The organism is Sporosarcina sp. resist (assembly GCF_014302295.1).
GTDB classification, from domain to species: Bacteria; Bacillota; Bacilli; order Bacillales_A; family Planococcaceae; genus Sporosarcina; species Sporosarcina psychrophila.
Genome location: NZ_CP060287.1, coordinates 1,182,501 through 1,199,298 on the forward strand (window position 1 = coordinate 1,182,501; position 16,798 = coordinate 1,199,298).

Annotated in this window: 12 protein-coding genes, 20 tRNA genes and 2 rRNA genes (1 of these 34 running past the window's edge); 30 read left to right on the plus strand and 4 right to left on the minus strand. The window is 44.7% G+C overall.

All coding sequences use genetic code 11. The annotated features are described in order from the left end of the window. From H7992_RS05835 to H7992_RS05940, 22 genes are all read left to right on the plus strand, one after another. Positions 1-2,233: ribosomal RNA gene (locus tag H7992_RS05835) — 23S ribosomal RNA — on the plus strand (it extends 699 nt beyond the left edge of the window). A gap of 153 nt (positions 2,234-2,386) precedes the next feature. Continuing rightward, positions 2,387-2,502: ribosomal RNA gene (gene rrf, locus H7992_RS05840) — 5S ribosomal RNA — on the plus strand. 66 nt (positions 2,503-2,568) lie between these two features. Then, a tRNA-Val gene (locus H7992_RS05845) sits at positions 2,569-2,644 on the plus strand. A gap of 24 nt (positions 2,645-2,668) precedes the next feature. Next, positions 2,669-2,744, plus strand: a tRNA-Thr gene (locus tag H7992_RS05850). A gap of 6 nt (positions 2,745-2,750) precedes the next feature. Then, a tRNA-Lys gene (locus H7992_RS05855) sits at positions 2,751-2,826 on the plus strand. 30 nt (positions 2,827-2,856) lie between these two features. Then, positions 2,857-2,938 (plus strand) — tRNA-Leu (locus tag H7992_RS05860). Between the two features lie 8 nt (positions 2,939-2,946). Continuing rightward, positions 2,947-3,021 (plus strand) — tRNA-Gly (locus tag H7992_RS05865). Between the two features lie 7 nt (positions 3,022-3,028). Next, positions 3,029-3,114, plus strand: a tRNA-Leu gene (locus H7992_RS05870). Positions 3,115-3,135: 21 nt separating this feature from the next. Continuing rightward, a tRNA-Arg gene (locus tag H7992_RS05875) sits at positions 3,136-3,212 on the plus strand. A gap of 26 nt (positions 3,213-3,238) precedes the next feature. After that, positions 3,239-3,315, plus strand: a tRNA-Pro gene (locus H7992_RS05880). A gap of 81 nt (positions 3,316-3,396) precedes the next feature. Further along, positions 3,397-3,472: transfer RNA gene (locus tag H7992_RS05885), tRNA-Ala, on the plus strand. A 22-nt stretch (positions 3,473-3,494) separates the two neighbouring features. Next, positions 3,495-3,568: transfer RNA gene (locus tag H7992_RS05890), tRNA-Met, on the plus strand. Between the two features lie 7 nt (positions 3,569-3,575). After that, positions 3,576-3,652: transfer RNA gene (locus H7992_RS05895), tRNA-Ile, on the plus strand. 17 nt (positions 3,653-3,669) lie between these two features. Next, a tRNA-Ser gene (locus H7992_RS05900) sits at positions 3,670-3,762 on the plus strand. A 42-nt stretch (positions 3,763-3,804) separates the two neighbouring features. After that, a tRNA-Met gene (locus H7992_RS05905) sits at positions 3,805-3,879 on the plus strand. 3 nt (positions 3,880-3,882) lie between these two features. Beyond that, positions 3,883-3,958: transfer RNA gene (locus H7992_RS05910), tRNA-Asp, on the plus strand. A 59-nt stretch (positions 3,959-4,017) separates the two neighbouring features. After that, positions 4,018-4,093: transfer RNA gene (locus H7992_RS05915), tRNA-Phe, on the plus strand. 7 nt (positions 4,094-4,100) lie between these two features. Continuing rightward, positions 4,101-4,174: transfer RNA gene (locus H7992_RS05920), tRNA-Gly, on the plus strand. 4 nt (positions 4,175-4,178) lie between these two features. Continuing rightward, positions 4,179-4,255: transfer RNA gene (locus H7992_RS05925), tRNA-Ile, on the plus strand. Position 4,256: 1 nt separating this feature from the next. Beyond that, positions 4,257-4,331: transfer RNA gene (locus tag H7992_RS05930), tRNA-Asn, on the plus strand. A 9-nt stretch (positions 4,332-4,340) separates the two neighbouring features. Beyond that, a tRNA-Ser gene (locus H7992_RS05935) sits at positions 4,341-4,431 on the plus strand. A gap of 10 nt (positions 4,432-4,441) precedes the next feature. After that, a tRNA-Glu gene (locus H7992_RS05940) sits at positions 4,442-4,513 on the plus strand. Between the two features lie 879 nt (positions 4,514-5,392). Here H7992_RS05940 and H7992_RS05945 read toward each other — a convergent pair. After that, positions 5,393-6,121 carry a TraR/DksA C4-type zinc finger protein gene (locus H7992_RS05945; RefSeq protein WP_187046933.1) on the minus strand — a complete coding sequence of 243 codons (729 nt, stop codon included), beginning with the start codon at positions 6,119-6,121 and terminating at the stop codon, positions 5,393-5,395. A gap of 184 nt (positions 6,122-6,305) precedes the next feature. Further along, entirely contained in the window at positions 6,306-7,217 is a 912-nt protein-coding gene (locus tag H7992_RS05950; protein ID WP_187046934.1) for a 1,4-dihydroxy-2-naphthoate polyprenyltransferase, read from the minus strand. A 163-nt stretch (positions 7,218-7,380) separates the two neighbouring features. Here H7992_RS05950 and H7992_RS05955 point away from each other — a divergent pair, with 163 nt between their 5' ends. The 5 genes from H7992_RS05955 to H7992_RS05975 all read left to right on the plus strand — a co-directional run bounded on the left by H7992_RS05955 (position 7,381) and on the right by H7992_RS05975 (position 13,766). Next, a complete protein-coding gene (locus H7992_RS05955) occupies positions 7,381-8,766 on the plus strand; it encodes an isochorismate synthase (RefSeq protein WP_187046935.1) in 1,386 nt (461 codons plus the stop codon). After that, positions 8,759-10,471 carry a 2-succinyl-5-enolpyruvyl-6-hydroxy-3-cyclohexene-1-carboxylic-acid synthase gene (gene menD / locus H7992_RS05960; protein WP_187046936.1) on the plus strand — a complete coding sequence of 571 codons (1,713 nt, stop codon included), beginning with the start codon at positions 8,759-8,761 and terminating at the stop codon, positions 10,469-10,471. The genes H7992_RS05955 and menD overlap by 8 nt, the downstream gene beginning before the upstream one ends. Beyond that, positions 10,464-11,309, plus strand: a complete 846-nt coding sequence (gene menH, locus H7992_RS05965; protein ID WP_187046937.1) for a 2-succinyl-6-hydroxy-2,4-cyclohexadiene-1-carboxylate synthase — start codon at positions 10,464-10,466, stop codon at positions 11,307-11,309. The genes menD and menH overlap by 8 nt, the downstream gene beginning before the upstream one ends. Continuing rightward, positions 11,306-12,124: a 1,4-dihydroxy-2-naphthoyl-CoA synthase gene (gene menB, locus H7992_RS05970; protein WP_067206491.1), complete on the plus strand. Its 819-nt coding sequence runs from the start codon at positions 11,306-11,308 to the stop codon at positions 12,122-12,124. Before menH ends, menB begins: the two co-directional genes overlap by 4 nt. A gap of 196 nt (positions 12,125-12,320) precedes the next feature. Beyond that, a complete protein-coding gene (locus H7992_RS05975; protein ID WP_187046938.1) occupies positions 12,321-13,766 on the plus strand; it encodes an o-succinylbenzoate--CoA ligase in 1,446 nt (481 codons plus the stop codon). 426 nt (positions 13,767-14,192) lie between these two features. Here H7992_RS05975 and H7992_RS05980 read toward each other — a convergent pair whose 3' ends face one another. Both H7992_RS05980 and yidD read right to left on the minus strand, forming a co-directional pair. After that, positions 14,193-15,170 carry a metal ABC transporter solute-binding protein, Zn/Mn family gene (locus H7992_RS05980; RefSeq protein ID WP_187046939.1) on the minus strand — a complete coding sequence of 326 codons (978 nt, stop codon included), beginning with the start codon at positions 15,168-15,170 and terminating at the stop codon, positions 14,193-14,195. Between the two features lie 160 nt (positions 15,171-15,330). Then, positions 15,331-15,561, minus strand: coding sequence for a membrane protein insertion efficiency factor YidD (gene yidD / locus H7992_RS05985; RefSeq protein WP_067206498.1), 231 nt, complete (start codon positions 15,559-15,561; stop codon positions 15,331-15,333). Positions 15,562-15,662: 101 nt separating this feature from the next. Here yidD and H7992_RS05990 point away from each other — a divergent pair, with 101 nt between their 5' ends. The 3 genes from H7992_RS05990 to H7992_RS06000 all read left to right on the plus strand — a co-directional run bounded on the left by H7992_RS05990 (position 15,663) and on the right by H7992_RS06000 (position 16,755). Further along, positions 15,663-16,112 carry a Dps family protein gene (locus H7992_RS05990; protein ID WP_067206501.1) on the plus strand — a complete coding sequence of 150 codons (450 nt, stop codon included), beginning with the start codon at positions 15,663-15,665 and terminating at the stop codon, positions 16,110-16,112. 63 nt (positions 16,113-16,175) lie between these two features. Further along, a complete protein-coding gene (locus H7992_RS05995; protein WP_067206503.1) occupies positions 16,176-16,358 on the plus strand; it encodes a putative motility protein in 183 nt (60 codons plus the stop codon). A gap of 88 nt (positions 16,359-16,446) precedes the next feature. Next, entirely contained in the window at positions 16,447-16,755 is a 309-nt protein-coding gene (locus H7992_RS06000) for a transposase (RefSeq protein ID WP_231885774.1), read from the plus strand. The last annotated feature ends 43 nt before the right edge of the window (positions 16,756-16,798 follow it).

Here is a 16,798-nt window from a genome sequence, read left to right on the forward strand (position 1 = left end):
GAGTATGGGGTCGTAGACCCGAAACCAGGTGATCTACCCATGTCCAGGGTGAAGGTAAGGTAACACTTACTGGAGGCCCGAACCCACGTACGTTGAAAAGTGCGGGGATGAGGTGTGGGTAGCGGTGAAATTCCAATCGAACCTGGAGATAGCTGGTTCTCTCCGAAATAGCTTTAGGGCTAGCCTCAAACTTAAGAATCTCGGAGGTAGAGCACTGTTTGGACTAGGGGCCCATCCCGGGTTACCGAATTCAGACAAACTCCGAATGCCGATGATTTATGTTTGGGAGTCAGACTGCGGGTGATAAGATCCGTAGTCGAGAGGGAAACAGCCCAGACCACCAGTTAAGGTCCCCAAGTATTCGTTAAGTGGAAAAGGATGTGGCGTTGCCCAGACAACCAGGATGTTGGCTTAGAAGCAGCCATCATTTAAAGAGTGCGTAATAGCTCACTGGTCGAGTGGCGCTGCGCCGAAAATGTACCGGGGCTAAACGAATCACCGAAACTGTGGATTGACATCTTAGATGTCAGTGGTAGGAGAGCGTTCCAAGGGCGTCGAAGCTAGACCGTAAGGACTGGTGGAGCGCTTGGAAGTGAGAATGCCGGTATGAGTAGCGAAAGAAGGGTGAGAATCCCTTCCACCGAATGCCCAAGGTTTCCTGAGGAAGGCTCGTCCGCTCAGGGTTAGTCAGGACCTAAGTTGAGGCCGAAAGGCGTAGACGATGGACAACAGGTTGATATTCCTGTACCACCTCCCCGCCGTTTGAGCAATGGGGTGACGCAGTAGGATAGGGTGAGCGCGCTGTTGGTTATGCGCGTCTAAGCAGTGAGGTGTGGAATGAGGCAAATCCCGTTCCTATAACATTGAGCTGTTACAGCAAGGGGATTTATCCCTGAGTCCCTGATTTCACGCTGCCAAGAAAAGCCTCTAGCGAGGCGGGAGGTGCCTGTACCGCAAACCGACACAGGTAGGCGAGGAGAGAATCCTAAGGTGATCGAGAGAACTCTCGTTAAGGAACTCGGCAAAATGACCCCGTAACTTCGGGAGAAGGGGTGCTCTGGTAGGGTGTTAAAGCCCGAGAGAGCCGCAGTGAATAGGCCCAGGCGACTGTTTAGCAAAAACACAGGTCTCTGCAAAACCGCAAGGTGAAGTATAGGGGCTGACGCCTGCCCGGTGCTGGAAGGTTAAGAGGAGAGGTCAGCGCAAGCGAAGCTTCGAATTGAAGCCCCAGTAAACGGCGGCCGTAACTATAACGGTCCTAAGGTAGCGAAATTCCTTGTCGGGTAAGTTCCGACCCGCACGAAAGGCGTAACGATCTGGGCACTGTCTCAACGAGAGACTCGGTGAAATTATAATACCTGTGAAGATGCAGGTTACCCGCGACAGGACGGAAAGACCCCGTGGAGCTTTACTGTAACCTGATATTGAATTCCGGTGCAGCCTGTACAGGATAGGTAGGAGCCTTGGATTCCGGAGCGCTAGCTTCGGATGAGGCGTTGGTGGGATACTACCCTGGCTGTATTGGACTTCTAACCCATGCCCCTTATCGGGGCAGGAGACAGTGTCAGGCGGGCAGTTTGACTGGGGCGGTCGCCTCCTAAAGAGTAACGGAGGCGCCCAAAGGTTCCCTCAGAATGGTTGGACATCATTCGTAGAGTGCAAAGGCATAAGGGAGCTTGACTGCGAGACCTACAAGTCGAGCAGGGTCGAAAGACGGGCTTAGTGATCCGGTGGTTCCGCATGGAAGGGCCATCGCTCAACGGATAAAAGCTACCCCGGGGATAACAGGCTTATCTCCCCCAAGAGTCCACATCGACGGGGAGGTTTGGCACCTCGATGTCGGCTCATCGCATCCTGGGGCTGTAGTCGGTCCCAAGGGTTGGGCTGTTCGCCCATTAAAGCGGTACGCGAGCTGGGTTCAGAACGTCGTGAGACAGTTCGGTCCCTATCCGTCGCGGGCGCAGGAAATTTGAGAGGAGCTGTCCTTAGTACGAGAGGACCGGGATGGACATACCTCTGGTGTACCAGTTGTCTTGCCAAAGGCATCGCTGGGTAGCTATGTATGGACGGGATAAATGCTGAAAGCATCTAAGCATGAAGCCCCCCTCGAGATGAGATTTCCCATTACGCAAGTAAGTAAGATCCCTCAAAGAAGATGAGGTTGATAGGTCTGGGGTGGAAGCACGGCGACGTGTGGAGCTGACGGATACTAATCGATCGAGGACTTAACCAATTTTGAAAAGGGCTTGATTACCCTGATTCTGTGTAGCACAATGTCTGTTTTATTCAGTTTTGAACGAATAAGTACCGTTCATAAAAAAAGTACTTGCAATTAATTAGATGATATGTTATAATAATTATTGTCTTTGAGAAAAGACCATACAAGTCTGGTGACGATTGCGAAGAGGTCACACCCGTTCCCATCCCGAACACGGAAGTTAAGCTCTTCAGCGCCGATGGTAGTTGGGGGTTTCCCCCTGTGAGAGTAGGACGTCGCCGGTCTTGTAACAATTATTACATAGGTTTATGAATAGGACGAACAACTGAAGTTTGTCGCACTTATACCCAGGAGGATTAGCTCAGCTGGGAGAGCACCTGCCTTACAAGCAGGGGGTCGGCGGTTCGAGCCCGTCATCCTCCACCATTTTATTTATAATGAAAACTATTAGCCGGAGTAGCTCAACTGGTAGAGCAACTGACTTGTAATCAGTAGGTTGAGGGTTCAAGTCCTTTCTCCGGCACCACTTTTCGAGCCATTAGCTCAGTTGGTAGAGCATCTGACTTTTAATCAGAGGGTCGCAGGTTCGAATCCTGCATGGCTCACCATTTTTATGACTTAGTGTCATAATTTATATTGCGGGTATGGCGGAACTGGCAGACGCGCTAGACTTAGGATCTAGTGCCTTCGGGCGTGGGGGTTCGACTCCCTTTACCCGCACTTATAATGCGGAAGTAGTTCAGTGGTAGAATACGACCTTGCCAAGGTCGGGGTCGCGGGTTCGAATCCCGTCTTCCGCTCCATATTTTTGCCGGGGTGGCGGAACTGGCAGACGCACAGGACTTAAAATCCTGCGGTAGGTGACTACCGTACCGGTTCGATTCCGGTTCTCGGCATTAATAACTTTTCACTTATATGCGCTCGTAGCTCAATTGGATAGAGCACCTGACTACGGATCAGGAGGTTGTGGATTCGACTTCTGCCGGGCGCACCATTATGTTTTTAAACTTTATAATTCTTCGGGACGTAGCTCAGCTTGGTAGAGCACTTGGTTTGGGACCAAGGGGTCGCAGGTTCGAATCCTGTCTTCCCGACCATTAAGCTTTTTAAGCAGATTCGCCGCTTAAAGAATATACCATTTTAAGTAGATTTGTGCTTTAATAATTGCCAGCTATAATGGGGCCTTAGCTCAGCTGGGAGAGCGCCTGCCTTGCACGCAGGAGGTCAGCGGTTCGATCCCGCTAGGCTCCACCAACACAATTTCAATAAAGATCCTGGCGGCGTAGCTCAGCTGGCTAGAGCGTACGGTTCATACCCGTGAGGTCGGGGGTTCGATCCCCTCTGCCGCCATCTTAAAGGACCTTTAGCTCAGTTGGTTAGAGCAGACGGCTCATAACCGTCCGGTCGCAGGTTCGAGTCCTGCAAGGTCCACCACTATTATATACAGCCATGGAGGTATACCCAAGCCCGGCTGAAGGGATCGGTCTTGAAAACCGACAGGGGAGTCAAATCCCGCGGGGGTTCGAATCCCTCTACCTCCTCCATTTTTAACTAGTGGTGAAATTAAATAGTACTTATATTGTTGTCGCGGGGTGGAGAAGTGGTATCTCGTCGGGCTCATAACCCGAAGGTCACAGGTTCAAATCCTGTCCCCGCAACCAAATGGTCCCGTGGTGTAGCGGTTAACATGCCTGCCTGTCACGCAGGAGATCGCCGGTTCGATCCCGGTCGGGACCGCCATTTTTATTAATACTATAAGGTTTAGAATAAGTTAACGACTTAATGTAAACTAAATACGTGGCTCAGTAGCTCAGTCGGTAGAGCAAAGGACTGAAAATCCTTGTGTCGGCGGTTCGATTCCGTCCTGAGCCACCATTGTTATGCGAGTGTAGTTTAGTGGTAAAACCTCAGCCTTCCAAGCTGATGATGAGGGTTCGATTCCCTTCACTCGCTCCAAAAAGGGCCTATAGCTCAGCTGGTTAGAGCGCACGCCTGATAAGCGTGAGGTCGATGGTTCGAGTCCATTTAGGCCCACCATTCCGCAGTAGCTCAGTGGTAGAGCAATCGGCTGTTAACCGATCGGTCGTAGGTTCGAGTCCTACCTGCGGAGCCATTTATATATGGGGAAGTACTCAAGCGGCTCAAGAGGTGCCCCTGCTAAGGGTATAGATCGCGAAAGCGGTGCGAGGGTTCGAATCCCTCCTTCTCCGCCATATATAATTTGGCCCCTTGGTCAAGCGGTTAAGACACCGCCCTTTCACGGCGGTATCACGGGTTCGAATCCCGTAGGGGTCATACATAAAAGTAGCTTTACAAGTTCTTAATGAACTTGTAAAGCTACTTTTTAATTTGTTTATATATAGTTTTCTAGTTCACTTAAATTCTCACTATATATGTTGAATTAAAGAATCCCATTGAATCTACTGTGGCGCTCAATAAGGAGAGAGTTGTAATTAGGGGTGTGGATTGTAGAACGCTTGACGCTTTGGGGATGCCTTTCACCGTAAGCCTGGATATCGCTTCGCATCCAGTCTCACGGCTTCGGCGACCCCTTTGCCGCGCCTGCACTAGGGTGTTCATTATCGAGAGAAATGTGATTTTGAGATGTATATGCCGAGATTATAAGGTGATTACTAGTTGATACTACTTATAGTCAAGAAAGACGTACTCCAGGTTGCAGATTTCATCACAGCTAATGAAATGCTCTTTCTCATATAGACCATCCAGCGTCGAAGCGATATTGGTAGGAGTTCTGTTTCATTCTTAAATAAAAAAGACAAGACTATGGAGAAGACTTCAGCCGCCAAAATAATATCTTTGGCGGCTTTTATCCAGTTAAGAAGCCCCGCTATTCTTTCGTCCCAAAAAGCTCAAGCATTTCGTGTACTTATGCCTTTGGAGAGCAACGGATGGATAACCACCAAACGATTCCCGAAAAATGTGTAGGGTGCTACGAAGTCGCATCCCTACACATCAAGATATCTCGATAATAGTAAAGAGGTCGTTCTATCTAAAGCAACTCAAAGGCAACTCAAAGGCAACTCAAAGGCAACTGCACACGCAGCGCCTAGTGTTTGATTAAATCATTTACTGGTTAATTTTGGTTAATTAACATACGTGAGCTAAAATATCCTGAAAAGAAACACCATAAGCAATGGCCTATGGTGTTTCTTTTCACTTCTTCTGATCCTCTATATAACTATCTTTTTCATGATAAGGAATATCTCCGAGAGGGGATTCGATTCCTTCATCATCCAGTTCCGCTTCATATTTCTCTGAGGCATCGGACCTGATGAAACCGCGTGACTTTCCATTTATATCGGTTCCTGTGAATTCTTCAAATTCTTCGGTTGCACCATCTGAAATTCCGCTGTCGTATAACGTATTGTAGTCATCGTGATCTCCGCTGAAATCGGAAGGGGTTTCTGATGTTCCAGATTTTGCGATTTCCTGAAAGCTGTCTTCGCCATCCCGGGCCGCTCCGGAAAATGAATTTGGGTTGGCCATGGTAAGCGTATCTTCTTCGACAGGTCGATCATTGGGGATTTCTTGCTCAGTCGCATGGTCGATGCAAAGGGTTGTGTAAGGAACTGCTTCAAGTCGCCCAAATGGTATATCTTTTTGGCACACTTCACATTTCCCATAAGAACCGTTCACCATCGCTTGTAAGGCGCTTTCTACTTTATCTAATTCAGAGCCAGCATGAACGTTTAAAGCCATGTCTTTCTCTCTTTCAAACAGTTCTGTACCCATATCACCGGGATGATTGTCATACATCGATAGCTCGCCGGCAGCTTCTTGTGCACTTTCCTTAATATCTGTTTCTTCTTCTGTTTTTGTTAAGTGATCCTTCATTTCATATAGTTCTTTTTTTAGAGTGGCTTTTTGTTTATCGTTCAACAAGTTTTGTCACGTCCTTTTTAGTAATGGCATTAGTCTGCACATACACACCGTACTTAATAAACAAAAGTACAGATTGTTGACTATCGTTACTTAACTTTCCTTTATTTCGTTCCATCTAAACATATAAATCAGAAAAAGCGTAAAGCTTCGAGTTAAATCGAGGCTTTACGCTTTTTTTTATTAGTTAGAGCAGATGCCCAATGAGTATTCCGATCCCTAATAGTAAGCCGAATAAAGTGTTCGTAACTGCAGTGTTTTTCATCGCAGGCATCACATGTATTGGGATGTGATTTTTTCGGAACACAGTAATCGCTCCAATCGGCTTTTTGACACTAAGAAATACAAGCAGTGCCCATGGAGTAAGATGACCGAAGAGAATCATTGCAATAATCCAGCCATAGGAAATAATGAAAAATAGCATTAGGATTGTAATTGCGTTGTAGCGGCCCACAAGAATAGCGAGTGTTTTTCGTCCGCCTTCCTTATCGCCTTCTAAATCACGTATATTATTTGCTAGCATAATACCTGCGACTAGCAACATACTTGGGATAGATAGCAGAACCGCTTCTGTCGTTACTGTTTCTGTCTGGATATAAAACGCAATAAGGATAAGTAACATTCCCATGACAACACCGGAAAACAGTTCTCCAAATGGCGTGTAGGCGATAGGATACGGTCCTCCAGTATAAAAGTAGCCTACCATCATTGACAGGATCCCGACGACTGCGAGCATCCATGAGGTTTCCATACATATATAGATACCAATAAGGACGGAAATCCCGTAAAGCATAAAGGCAAGATTCAACACGGTTTTTGGTTTTACACCATTACGGACGATTGTACCGCCGATCCCAATGGACTGTTCTGTATCAAGTCCTCTTTTAAAATCATAATATTCATTGAACATATTCGTTGCCATTTGGATGAAAACACTCGCGACGAGCATGGCGATGAATAAAGGAAAATGTAATTTTCCGTAAGTTAGTGCAATCATGGTACCGAGAAATACAGGTGCAAAGGCTGCCGTTAGTGTATGTGGACGTGTAAGCTGCCACCAAATACGCCAGCCTTTATCCGCTTTTATTGTCTGTTGCAATTTGGCTCTCTCCCTATCCTTTTAATGACCCTATCTATTGTACTCCAAAATGGGTGGAGTGAACATATGGACTGCTTATTATGTGCTGAAACGACATTGATTCGGTATGATAGACTATAGGTATTGTTTTAAATCAGTCGAATGAATGTACGGAGGGAAAATAATGAATCGGAAGTTGACCGCTACCCGTGAATCTCAATTAAATGTTAGGCAGAATGAGCTGCGTTTTTTTACAGAAACTGTCGATGCGGGGAGAATCTCACCACTTGCGTTTTTTGAAGCAGGAGATTCGTGTTACAAAGATGAACGTTTCTATTGGCAAAATGCAGATAAAACTTTAACGCTTGTTGGTATTGGACATGCTACGGTATTAACAAGTGATGGAACGAATGATCGTTTCACACATATTTCAACAAGTTGGAAAAAATTATGTAGTTCGCTTATTAAAGAAGAAAATGATCGGGAACCTGTTCTTTTTGGAGGTTTCTCGTTTGATCCGAAAAGTGTTAAGCAATCAGAGTGGGATGCATTTCCATCGGCCCATTTCGTTGTACCTTCTTTCCAGTTGTCGATTACGAATGGTAAGACAGAAATTTCCATTAACCTCGTAACAAAAAGCAACGATGGGGCAGAACAGTTTGAGAAGTTAAGGGATGAAAGAGACCGTCTAATTCATATCGCGCAAGTCGAGGAATCCGCTCTGCTTACAAAACCGGAAGTTGTGTCAATAGAGGAACTTTCGAAAGAACATTATCTGGAAACCGTTGCAGATGTCACAAAGAAAATTAACAATGGTGAAGCTGAAAAAGTAGTAATTGCACGTTCGGTTAAACTAAACTTTGCAGATGACGTGCCGGCTGTCACTGCACTTCATCATATATCAAATGAACAGCAGGAAAGTTATCACTTTGGATTGCAAAAAGACGGCCAATTATTTTTTGGTGCTACACCTGAACGTTTAATTGAAATATCAAATGGCCGTGCGTATTCGGCATGTGTTGCGGGTTCCATTAAACGAGGCAAGTCGGCAACTGAAGACCGCGAACTTGGCGATGAACTTCTTGAAGATAGAAAAAATCGAGAAGAGCATCAATATGTCGTTAATATGATTTCACAAGTGTTTAAGACATTTTGCACAGACATCAAAATTTCGAAAGTACCGAAACTGATGAAAGTCCGTGATATTCAGCATTTGTTTACGCCAGTTGAAGGAAAAGTTGAACAAGGAACTGATATTTTTAGTTTGGTTCAAGCACTTCACCCGACACCGGCGCTAGGCGGTGTCCCAACTGATATAGCGATGGAAATGATTCGTTCTGAGGAAAACTTGGATCGGGGTTATTATGCTGGACCAATTGGTTGGACAGATACTGCTGGAAATGGTGAATTCGCTGTGGCAATCCGTTCCGCACTTCTTGACGGCAATAGTGCGTACTTATACGCAGGTGGAGGAATTGTGGCAGACTCTGAACCAGATAAAGAATACGATGAAACATGGGTGAAATTCAGACCGGTTATGCGGGCGCTTGGAGGAAAACTGAATGGATAACCGTACAGTTTTGACTGATTATGTTCGTAGAATGACTGCTGCTTTGATGATGGCTGATGTGAAAACGGTAGTTATTAGTCCAGGCTCTCGTTCGACACCACTGGCTTACGCTTTCGCTTCAACAAAAGGCCTTGATGTCTATATGCAAGTCGATGAACGATCGGCTGCCTACTTTGCATTAGGTTTGGCGAAGGCATCCGATAATCCTGTCGTCCTTCTCTGTACGTCAGGTACTGCAGCATCGAATTATCATCCTGCTATAACAGAAGCGTATTATGCGCGTATTCCTCTTATTGTTATCACGGCTGACCGTCCGCATGAATTAAGGGAAGTCGGTGCGCCACAGGCAATCGATCAAATTCGAATGTATGGTAAGCATGTGAAATATAGTGTAGATTTCCCACTTGCTGAAAACAATCCGGATATCGAAGACTTTATTGATCGCCATATTAGCCGTGCACTGTCAGTTGCGACTACAGCTCCACGCGGACCCGTTCACTTAAATGTGCCGTTCCGGGAACCACTTCTGATCGATTTTAATCGGGAAACGCCGAAAATGACTTTCAAAAAACGATTTAAAAGTGTAGACAGTTTGGATGCATCTACTGCCCAACAAATTTCACAGTTGCTTGCAACGTCGGAAAAAGGCTTCATCATTGCTGGTGAAATGCCGATAGGGTTCGATAAAGCAGCATTTTGGAACTTTGCCAAAGCACTGGAATGGCCAGTATTATGCGATCCGCTATCAAATCTTCGCACGGAAGTACCTGAACAATGCATAGCGCTCTGTATTGATCATTATGATGCGCTATTAAAAAGTGATGCATTCAAAGAGAAAGTCGTACCTGATACTGTCATTCGTTTTGGTGCACAGCCAGTAGCGAAGCCGCTTTCGCTTTACTTGAAAAAAGTAAGACCAGCTACAGTTATAGCGGTGGATGAATCGCCGGAATTTAGGGATTCGCTCGGTGTCGTTACGCATCATATCCAGACTTCATCCGAAACAGTCATGAAAATTATTGTGGATAAACCGAAGACATCTTATACAGAGTTGTGGACAATGGCGAATGAGGCGGCATCAGCGATTACAAATAAGTATGAGGGTGTTGCTGGCGATGAAGGGATATTTGCAAAAACATTATTTGAGCACCTTCCCACAGAGAGCGACCTCGTAAGTGGCAGCAGCATGCCAATCCGTGATGTAGACACGTTCTTCAGGAAGACGGATAAGGATATTAAAATTTTTGCGAATCGCGGGACGAATGGTATCGATGGTGTTGTATCGACAGCATTCGGTATCCAGGCGGCAAGAAAGCGTCCAACATGGCTGTTAATTGGCGATTTATCGTTCTTGCATGATATCAACGGATTAATTGTTACTCGTTTCCACGAGGCAGATTTAACCATTGTCATTATTAATAACGATGGGGGTGGAATATTCTCGTACCTTCCGCAAGCTGATGCAGGTAATCATTTCGAAGAGCTGTTTGGCACACCAACAGGCTTAACATTCGGCCACATTGCTGCGATGTATGATGCGCAGTATGCGGCAATCCACACGCCAGAAGAGTTCGGAATGGAGCTCGATAAAGCGAAGGAAAAACCAGTGCGTATTATCGAAGTGTTCACGAATCGTCAAGCGAATGTGAAAGCGCACCGAGACCTATGGAAGCAAATCACGGACAGGCTTGATCGTAATGAATGAAAAGACTATTTGTATACGTGAAATTAATATGCATGTGGAAATCCAAGGTGGAGAAAATCTACCTGTCATCGTATTTCTACATGGTTTTACGGGGAGCACCACATCATGGCGTGAAATTACAAAGTTGCTAAAAGGTAACTACCAGACAATAGCTGTCGATTTGACGGGACACGGCAAATCGACTATTCCGGAAGACATTGGCCGCTACTCTATGGATCAGCAAGTAGAGGACCTTGAGGAACTGTTTACTGAGCTTTCTCTTGATCAATTCATCTTAGTTGGCTATTCAATGGGGGGACGTATTGCACTGGCTTATACGGTGCGACATCCAATGCGGGTCTCGTCATTGATTCTCGAGAGTTCTTCTCCAGGATTGAAGACGGAAGTGGAAAGAGAAGAACGACAAGCAGCTGACAGGCGGCTGGCAGACAGAATCACAAGGGACGGATTGCCGGCATTCATCGATTTCTGGGGAAATATTCCCTTGTTCGCGTCTCAGAAGACTTTGTCGGAAGAAAAGCAGCTGGCAGTGAGGAATGAACGGCTTAGTCAGAGTGAAATAGGCCTTGCGAACAGCTTACGTGGTATTGGAACAGGTAGCCAAGCTTCTTATTGGAAGAGCCTAGGAACAGTCAATCTTCCGGTTTTGCTCATAACGGGAAAACTCGACACGAAGTTCGTAAATATTTCCCGGGAAATGCAGAGGGATTTCCCTAATGTCCGCCACGAAACGATAGAACATGCTGGACATGCAATTCATGTGGAAAAACCGGCTACATTTGCTACAATGATAGAGGAGCATATTTCAGAGTTGAAAAATCGAGGAGGATCACTATGACACGTCAATGGGAAACGATACGTACATACGAAGACATCAAATACGAACAGTATGGCGGGATTGCAAAAGTAACAATCAACCGTCCGGAAGTGCGCAATGCATTCCGTCCTAAAACGGTATCGGAGTTAATCGACGCATTTTCACGAGCACGGGACGACCAAAGCATTGGAGTCATCGTCTTAACAGGCGAAGGCGAGAAAGCATTCTGTTCAGGCGGAGACCAATCCGTACGAGGGCATGGCGGTTATGTAGGAGACGACGAAATTCCACGTCTCAACGTCTTGGACTTACAGCGTCTAATCCGTGTTATTCCAAAACCGGTTGTGGCAATGGTTGCAGGATATGCAATCGGCGGCGGACATGTTCTTCATGTCGTTTGTGATTTGACGATTGCAGCAGAAAATGCAGTTTTCGGACAAACAGGACCTAAAGTCGGTTCATTCGACGCAGGTTACGGTTCGGGCTACTTGGCACGAATCATTGGCCATAAAAAAGCGCGCGAAATCTGGTTCCTTTGCCGTCAATACAACGCACAGGAAGCACTCGACATGGGTCTAGTCAATACAGTAGTTCCTTATGAACAACTGGAAGACGAGACGGTCCAATGGTGTGAAGAGATGCTTGGCATGAGCCCTACGGCACTTCGTTTCGTGAAAGCGGCAATGAATGCGGATACGGACGGACTTGCTGGTCTTCAACAATTGGCTGGCGACGCAACACTTCTTTATTACACAACAGACGAAGCGAAAGAAGGCCGCGATGCATTCAAAGAAAAACGCAAACCGGACTTCGGACAATTCCCACGTTTTCCTTGATTAAAGAAAAGCGTAAGGCGCCGTTTAGCCCCGACAAGCGCTGGAAGTCTTGAAGATAAAGGCGTACTTTGCCTTTTCAGCAAGACTGAAGCGACTCAAGGGGCTGGCGCCTGAAGCCTAGACAGTAATCAAACTGGATAAAAACTAAGAAAGCTGCCTCTAATCGGGCAGCTTTTTCTGAATGGATGGTGATGGCATGATTCCAAATTGGTTAATGCAACGGGCTTATTTAACGCCTGATAAAATAGCTTTATCGTTCGAAGAGGAAAAGTGGACATTCGCACAGTTAAAAGATGATGCTGTGGTTCTTGCACGAAAATTGAGGGCTAACAGTTTAAATGAAGGGGAACGGATCGCCTTGCTTGGGTCCTCCAATTCTGAAATGGTAGTCATCATTCATGCATGTATGCTGGCCGGCCTTGAGATTGTTATGCTAAACAGTCGGTTGTCGAAAAAAGAAATCGCATATCAATTGGATGATTCAGGCGCCAATACGGTAATTGTGTCGAATGAACTGAGTAGTGTTGTTGCCGATACGCCGGTACGTCAGCTACTATTTTCTACGATCAAAGAAAGTGCGGAACAGGCTTTTGTCATCCAGGAAAGTTGGCAATCAGACAGAACCATTACGATTATGTATACATCGGGCACGACAGGATTTCCGAAGGGGGTCCGTCAGACTGCAGGTAATCACGTCTCGAGTGCACTGTCGTCTGTTCTAAATTTAGGGCTTGATGAAGACGATGTCTGGCTCTGTGCGATGCCTTTATTTCATATTAGCGGGTTCTCGATTCTCGTTCGTTCTGTTCTATACGGAAATGAGGTTCAGTTGCATGAGAAGTTTGATGCGGTCAAGTCGGCGATTGCGGTAAGGGATGGGTCCGTCACACGGATGTCTGTTGTATCTCTTACATTGGATAAAGTTCTGCGTGAACTGGAAAAGGATAATAGTGTCGCACATTCATCATTTAAATCAATGCTGGCAGGTGGTGGCCCCGTTCCAATCGATTATTTGAAGCGGGCAAAAGTACTTGAAGTTCCTGTTCTCCAAACGTACGGCATGACAGAAACTAGTTCGCAAACAGCGACCTTAGCAGCAAGTGATGCAATGAGGAAAATGGGTTCAGCAGGCAAACCATTGTTTTTCAATCAAATCAAAATCAAAGATACAGAAACGCCAGGTGAAAAAGGTGAAGTATTTATACGCGGTTCACATGTGACACCTGGATATATTGGTCGTTTTTCCAAAGTGGATCCATTGGAAAATGGCTGGCTTCCAACAGGTGATATCGGTTATCTTGATTCGGAAGGTTATTTGTATATCGTCGATAGAAGATCCGACTTAATCATTTCAGGAGGAGAAAATATTTACCCTGCTGAAATTGAAAATGTACTGATAGCGCATCCGAATATTCGAGAGGTAGGCGTTTGCGGGAAAGAACATTCCGAGTGGGGAAGTGTCCCAGTTGCGTTTGTCGTAGTGTCAGGAAATGTGAAAGAAGCTGATTTGATAGCGTATTGTGAAGAGCGATTGGCGCGTTACAAAGTACCGAAATCATTCCGCTTCGTAGATGAACTGCCGCGTAACGGGTCAAATAAGTTATTGCGTCGCAAATTGAAAGAGTCAGTGGATTTGGAGTAAGGTTGAAGTCGAAATTAAAGTCAAACTGTCACGGCAACTCCTCAATCTGTAAGGGCAATTGCTTGAACTGTCCTGGCAACAGATTAAACTGTGAGGGTAACTCTGAACTGTCATGGCAACTCCTCAAACTGTAAGGGCAACTGCTTGAACTGTCCTGGCAACAGATTAAACTGTGAGGGCAACTTTGGACTGTCACGGCAAGTCATCAATCTGTAAGGGCAATTGCGTTAACTGTCCTGGCAACAGATTAAACTGTGAGGGCAACTCTGGACTGTCATGGCAAGTCATCAATCTGTAAGGGCAATTGCGCTAACTGTCATGTCAAATGATTAAACTGTAAGGGCAACTCCAAACTGTCACAGCAAAAACAAAAAGGCTGTTCCATATACCAGATTAAATCTGGTATACGGGACAACCTTTCTTCATTTACTTTCCACTTAACGCTTTCTTCAGCGTTTCAATGTTTTGTTCCATCAAAGAAAAATAGTCTTCGTTGTTTTTTACATCATCCACTGTCAATACGCCAAGATTGTGGAGCATGAGTGATTCAGCACCAATTTCTTTCCGCACGACATTAGTTAGTTTAGATGATACATTCTGTTCAAAAAGTACATAGTGGATGTTGTGATTTTTTGCCTCTTTGACAATTTGTGCTAATTGCTTTTGTGACGGCTCGCTTTGTGAGTTCAGTCCCGCAATCGCGACTTGTTCCAGTCCATATGAATCGGCTAGATAACCAAATGATGCATGTGAAACAAAAAACGTTTTGGAAGGGACAGTGGAAGCCATCTCTTTGAATTTGCTATCGAGTTCGACAAGTTCTACTTTCAGTTGTTCAAAGTTCTTCTCGAATTCGTCTTTCATTTCAGGTTTTGATGCAATCAATGCATCTTTGATAGAAGTTGCAAGTTCGACACTAAGCAGTGGTGAGATCCATACATGGGGATCAATTCCCCCATGATCATGACCTTCGTGTCCATGTTCATCATGTTCAGCATCTTCGTCGTGACCTTCATCACTATGACCTTCGTCTAGCATCTCATCAGGAATTGCCTCTGCTGTTGCAACCATTTTTACATGTTCGTTTTTCATGGTTTTTTCTGCATTTTCCACAAAACCTTCAAGGCCGAGTCCTATATAGAAAAACAAATCCGAGTCCGCGAGTCCCATCATATCTTTTTGTGTAGGATCAAAAGTATGTTCATCCGCGCCAGCAGGATAGATGGATTTCACATCGACGTAATCGCCGCCGATTCGTTCTGTAAAGTATTGAAGCGGGTATACTGTTGTATAAATAGACAATTTCTCTGTCCCAGTTTCCGAGTTTTCTGTGGATTTAGCGCCACAAGCACTAAGTAGCATAATTGTTAGTAATGACATGATGAAAAAAAGTTTCTTATTCATTAGATATATCCTCCGTATTATTAATAGTAATCATTCCGATTTGTGTAACTGACTTTTTTATCATACAAGAGTGTTTCTAATTTGGCAACTAAATAAGCGAATTTCTTTTAATCGAAAAAAACGGCTCGACAATTATGTCAAACCGTTCTATCTAAAAAGATCACTTTTTATGCATATCATTGTCTGGTACAGGATCAAATCCACCCTCGTGGAACGGATGGCATTTTGAAATTCGACGTACCGCAAGCCATGAACCCTTTAGTGCTCCATGCTTTTCGACTGCCTCAATCCCATAGTGAGAACAAGTGGGATAGAAACGGCATGAAGGTGGTGTAAGGGGTGAAATTACTTTTTGATATAGTTTAATAAAGCCAATTAAAATCTTTTTCATTTAAAAAACTCCTTATTAATGCCTCGATGTTTATTGTAGATGCTTCGGTGGTAAATTAACAGAGAGATGAATTATATTTAACAATAAGGGGAGAGATTTATATGTCGAAAGAACTTATTAATGAATTGAATGTCCAAGTTTCTACATGGTCGGTTATGTATGCGAAGCTCCATAACTATCACTGGTATGTTAAAGGTCATCATTTCTTCACGTTACATGTAAAGTTTGAAGAACTTTATAATGAAGCGACGTTACATATGGATGAAATCGCAGAACGTATTTTGACACTTGGCGGAGATCCTGTAGCAACGCTGAAAGAACATCTTGAACAATCTGTTGTGAAAGAAGCAACGGGAGATGAAAAAGAAGACAGCATGGTGAAAACTGTCGTAAATGATTTCGGTGAAATTATGAAATCGTTGAAAAAAGGCATGCAGCTGGCTGCGAAAGATGGCGACGATATGACGGAAGATTTGTTGAACGCGACATATCAAAGTATCGAAAAACATCAATGGATGCTGAATGCATTCCTGGGTGAAGATAATAAGTAATCATTTTTCATTAAAAATACTAGAAAAATGCCGATAATAAGCTTGTGGAAGGAGTGATGGCAAATGGATATGAGCTCCATCATGGCAAGTCAATTGAGAAGTTTGCAATCGACTGTTCAGTTGAGTGTGTTAAATAATGCACTTGCAATGAATACTGCAGCGGCAACAGATATGTTGAAAAGTTTATCTAATCAGTCTGTTGCAGCCCATCCTCATAAGGGAGCTTCGGTTGACGTACAAGCGTAAATTGCGGTAAAGCATGTATCTCCAGTAAAAGGGGATGCATGCTTTTTTCATACTAAGCCATGCTAAAAAGAAAAAAGGATGGTGTAGCATGGAGAAATACAAAATGTACGTTTCTGTCGTAAATCAGCAAGTATACCATTACCCAGATGATTCACCGTGGGAATATGAGGTTAATGTAGAAAGTCAGTATGTTCCTGTTTTTCATCGGTTATTTAGTCAGATAGATGAACTCGAATTCCGAAACTTCCTTAGGTCACATTTACCGTTTTTGCCCTATCATTATGGTCGGAACAATTTCAACGTCGATCAACGTACGATGAAGATCTATGCGCTCATTCATGAATTTACAGATGATAAGTCGAAGCGATTTATCGAAAAGCTTCCGTATTTTCGTTGAAAGGATTGCTGTCCTTCGCTACACTGGTTGAAAGGACGTGAGT

What these genes read in the sequence shown, in the direction of transcription:
- menH (WP_187046937.1), top strand. Translation starts at nt 10,464, where the DNA reads ATGAATGAAAAGACTATTTGTATACGTGAAATTAATATGCATGTGGAA.
- menD (WP_187046936.1), top strand. Translation starts at nt 8,759, where the DNA reads ATGGATAACCGTACAGTTTTGACTGATTATGTTCGTAGAATGACTGCT.
- menB (WP_067206491.1), top strand. Translation starts at nt 11,306, where the DNA reads ATGACACGTCAATGGGAAACGATACGTACATACGAAGACATCAAATAC.
- H7992_RS05955 (WP_187046935.1), top strand. Translation starts at nt 7,381, where the DNA reads ATGAATCGGAAGTTGACCGCTACCCGTGAATCTCAATTAAATGTTAGG.
- H7992_RS05975 (WP_187046938.1), top strand. Translation starts at nt 12,321, where the DNA reads ATGATTCCAAATTGGTTAATGCAACGGGCTTATTTAACGCCTGATAAA.
- H7992_RS05980 (WP_187046939.1), bottom strand. Translation starts at nt 15,170, where the DNA reads ATGAATAAGAAACTTTTTTTCATCATGTCATTACTAACAATTATGCTA.
- H7992_RS05990 (WP_067206501.1), top strand. Translation starts at nt 15,663, where the DNA reads ATGTCGAAAGAACTTATTAATGAATTGAATGTCCAAGTTTCTACATGG.
- H7992_RS05995 (WP_067206503.1), top strand. Translation starts at nt 16,176, where the DNA reads ATGGATATGAGCTCCATCATGGCAAGTCAATTGAGAAGTTTGCAATCG.
- yidD (WP_067206498.1), bottom strand. Translation starts at nt 15,561, where the DNA reads ATGAAAAAGATTTTAATTGGCTTTATTAAACTATATCAAAAAGTAATT.
- H7992_RS06000 (WP_231885774.1), top strand. Translation starts at nt 16,447, where the DNA reads ATGGAGAAATACAAAATGTACGTTTCTGTCGTAAATCAGCAAGTATAC.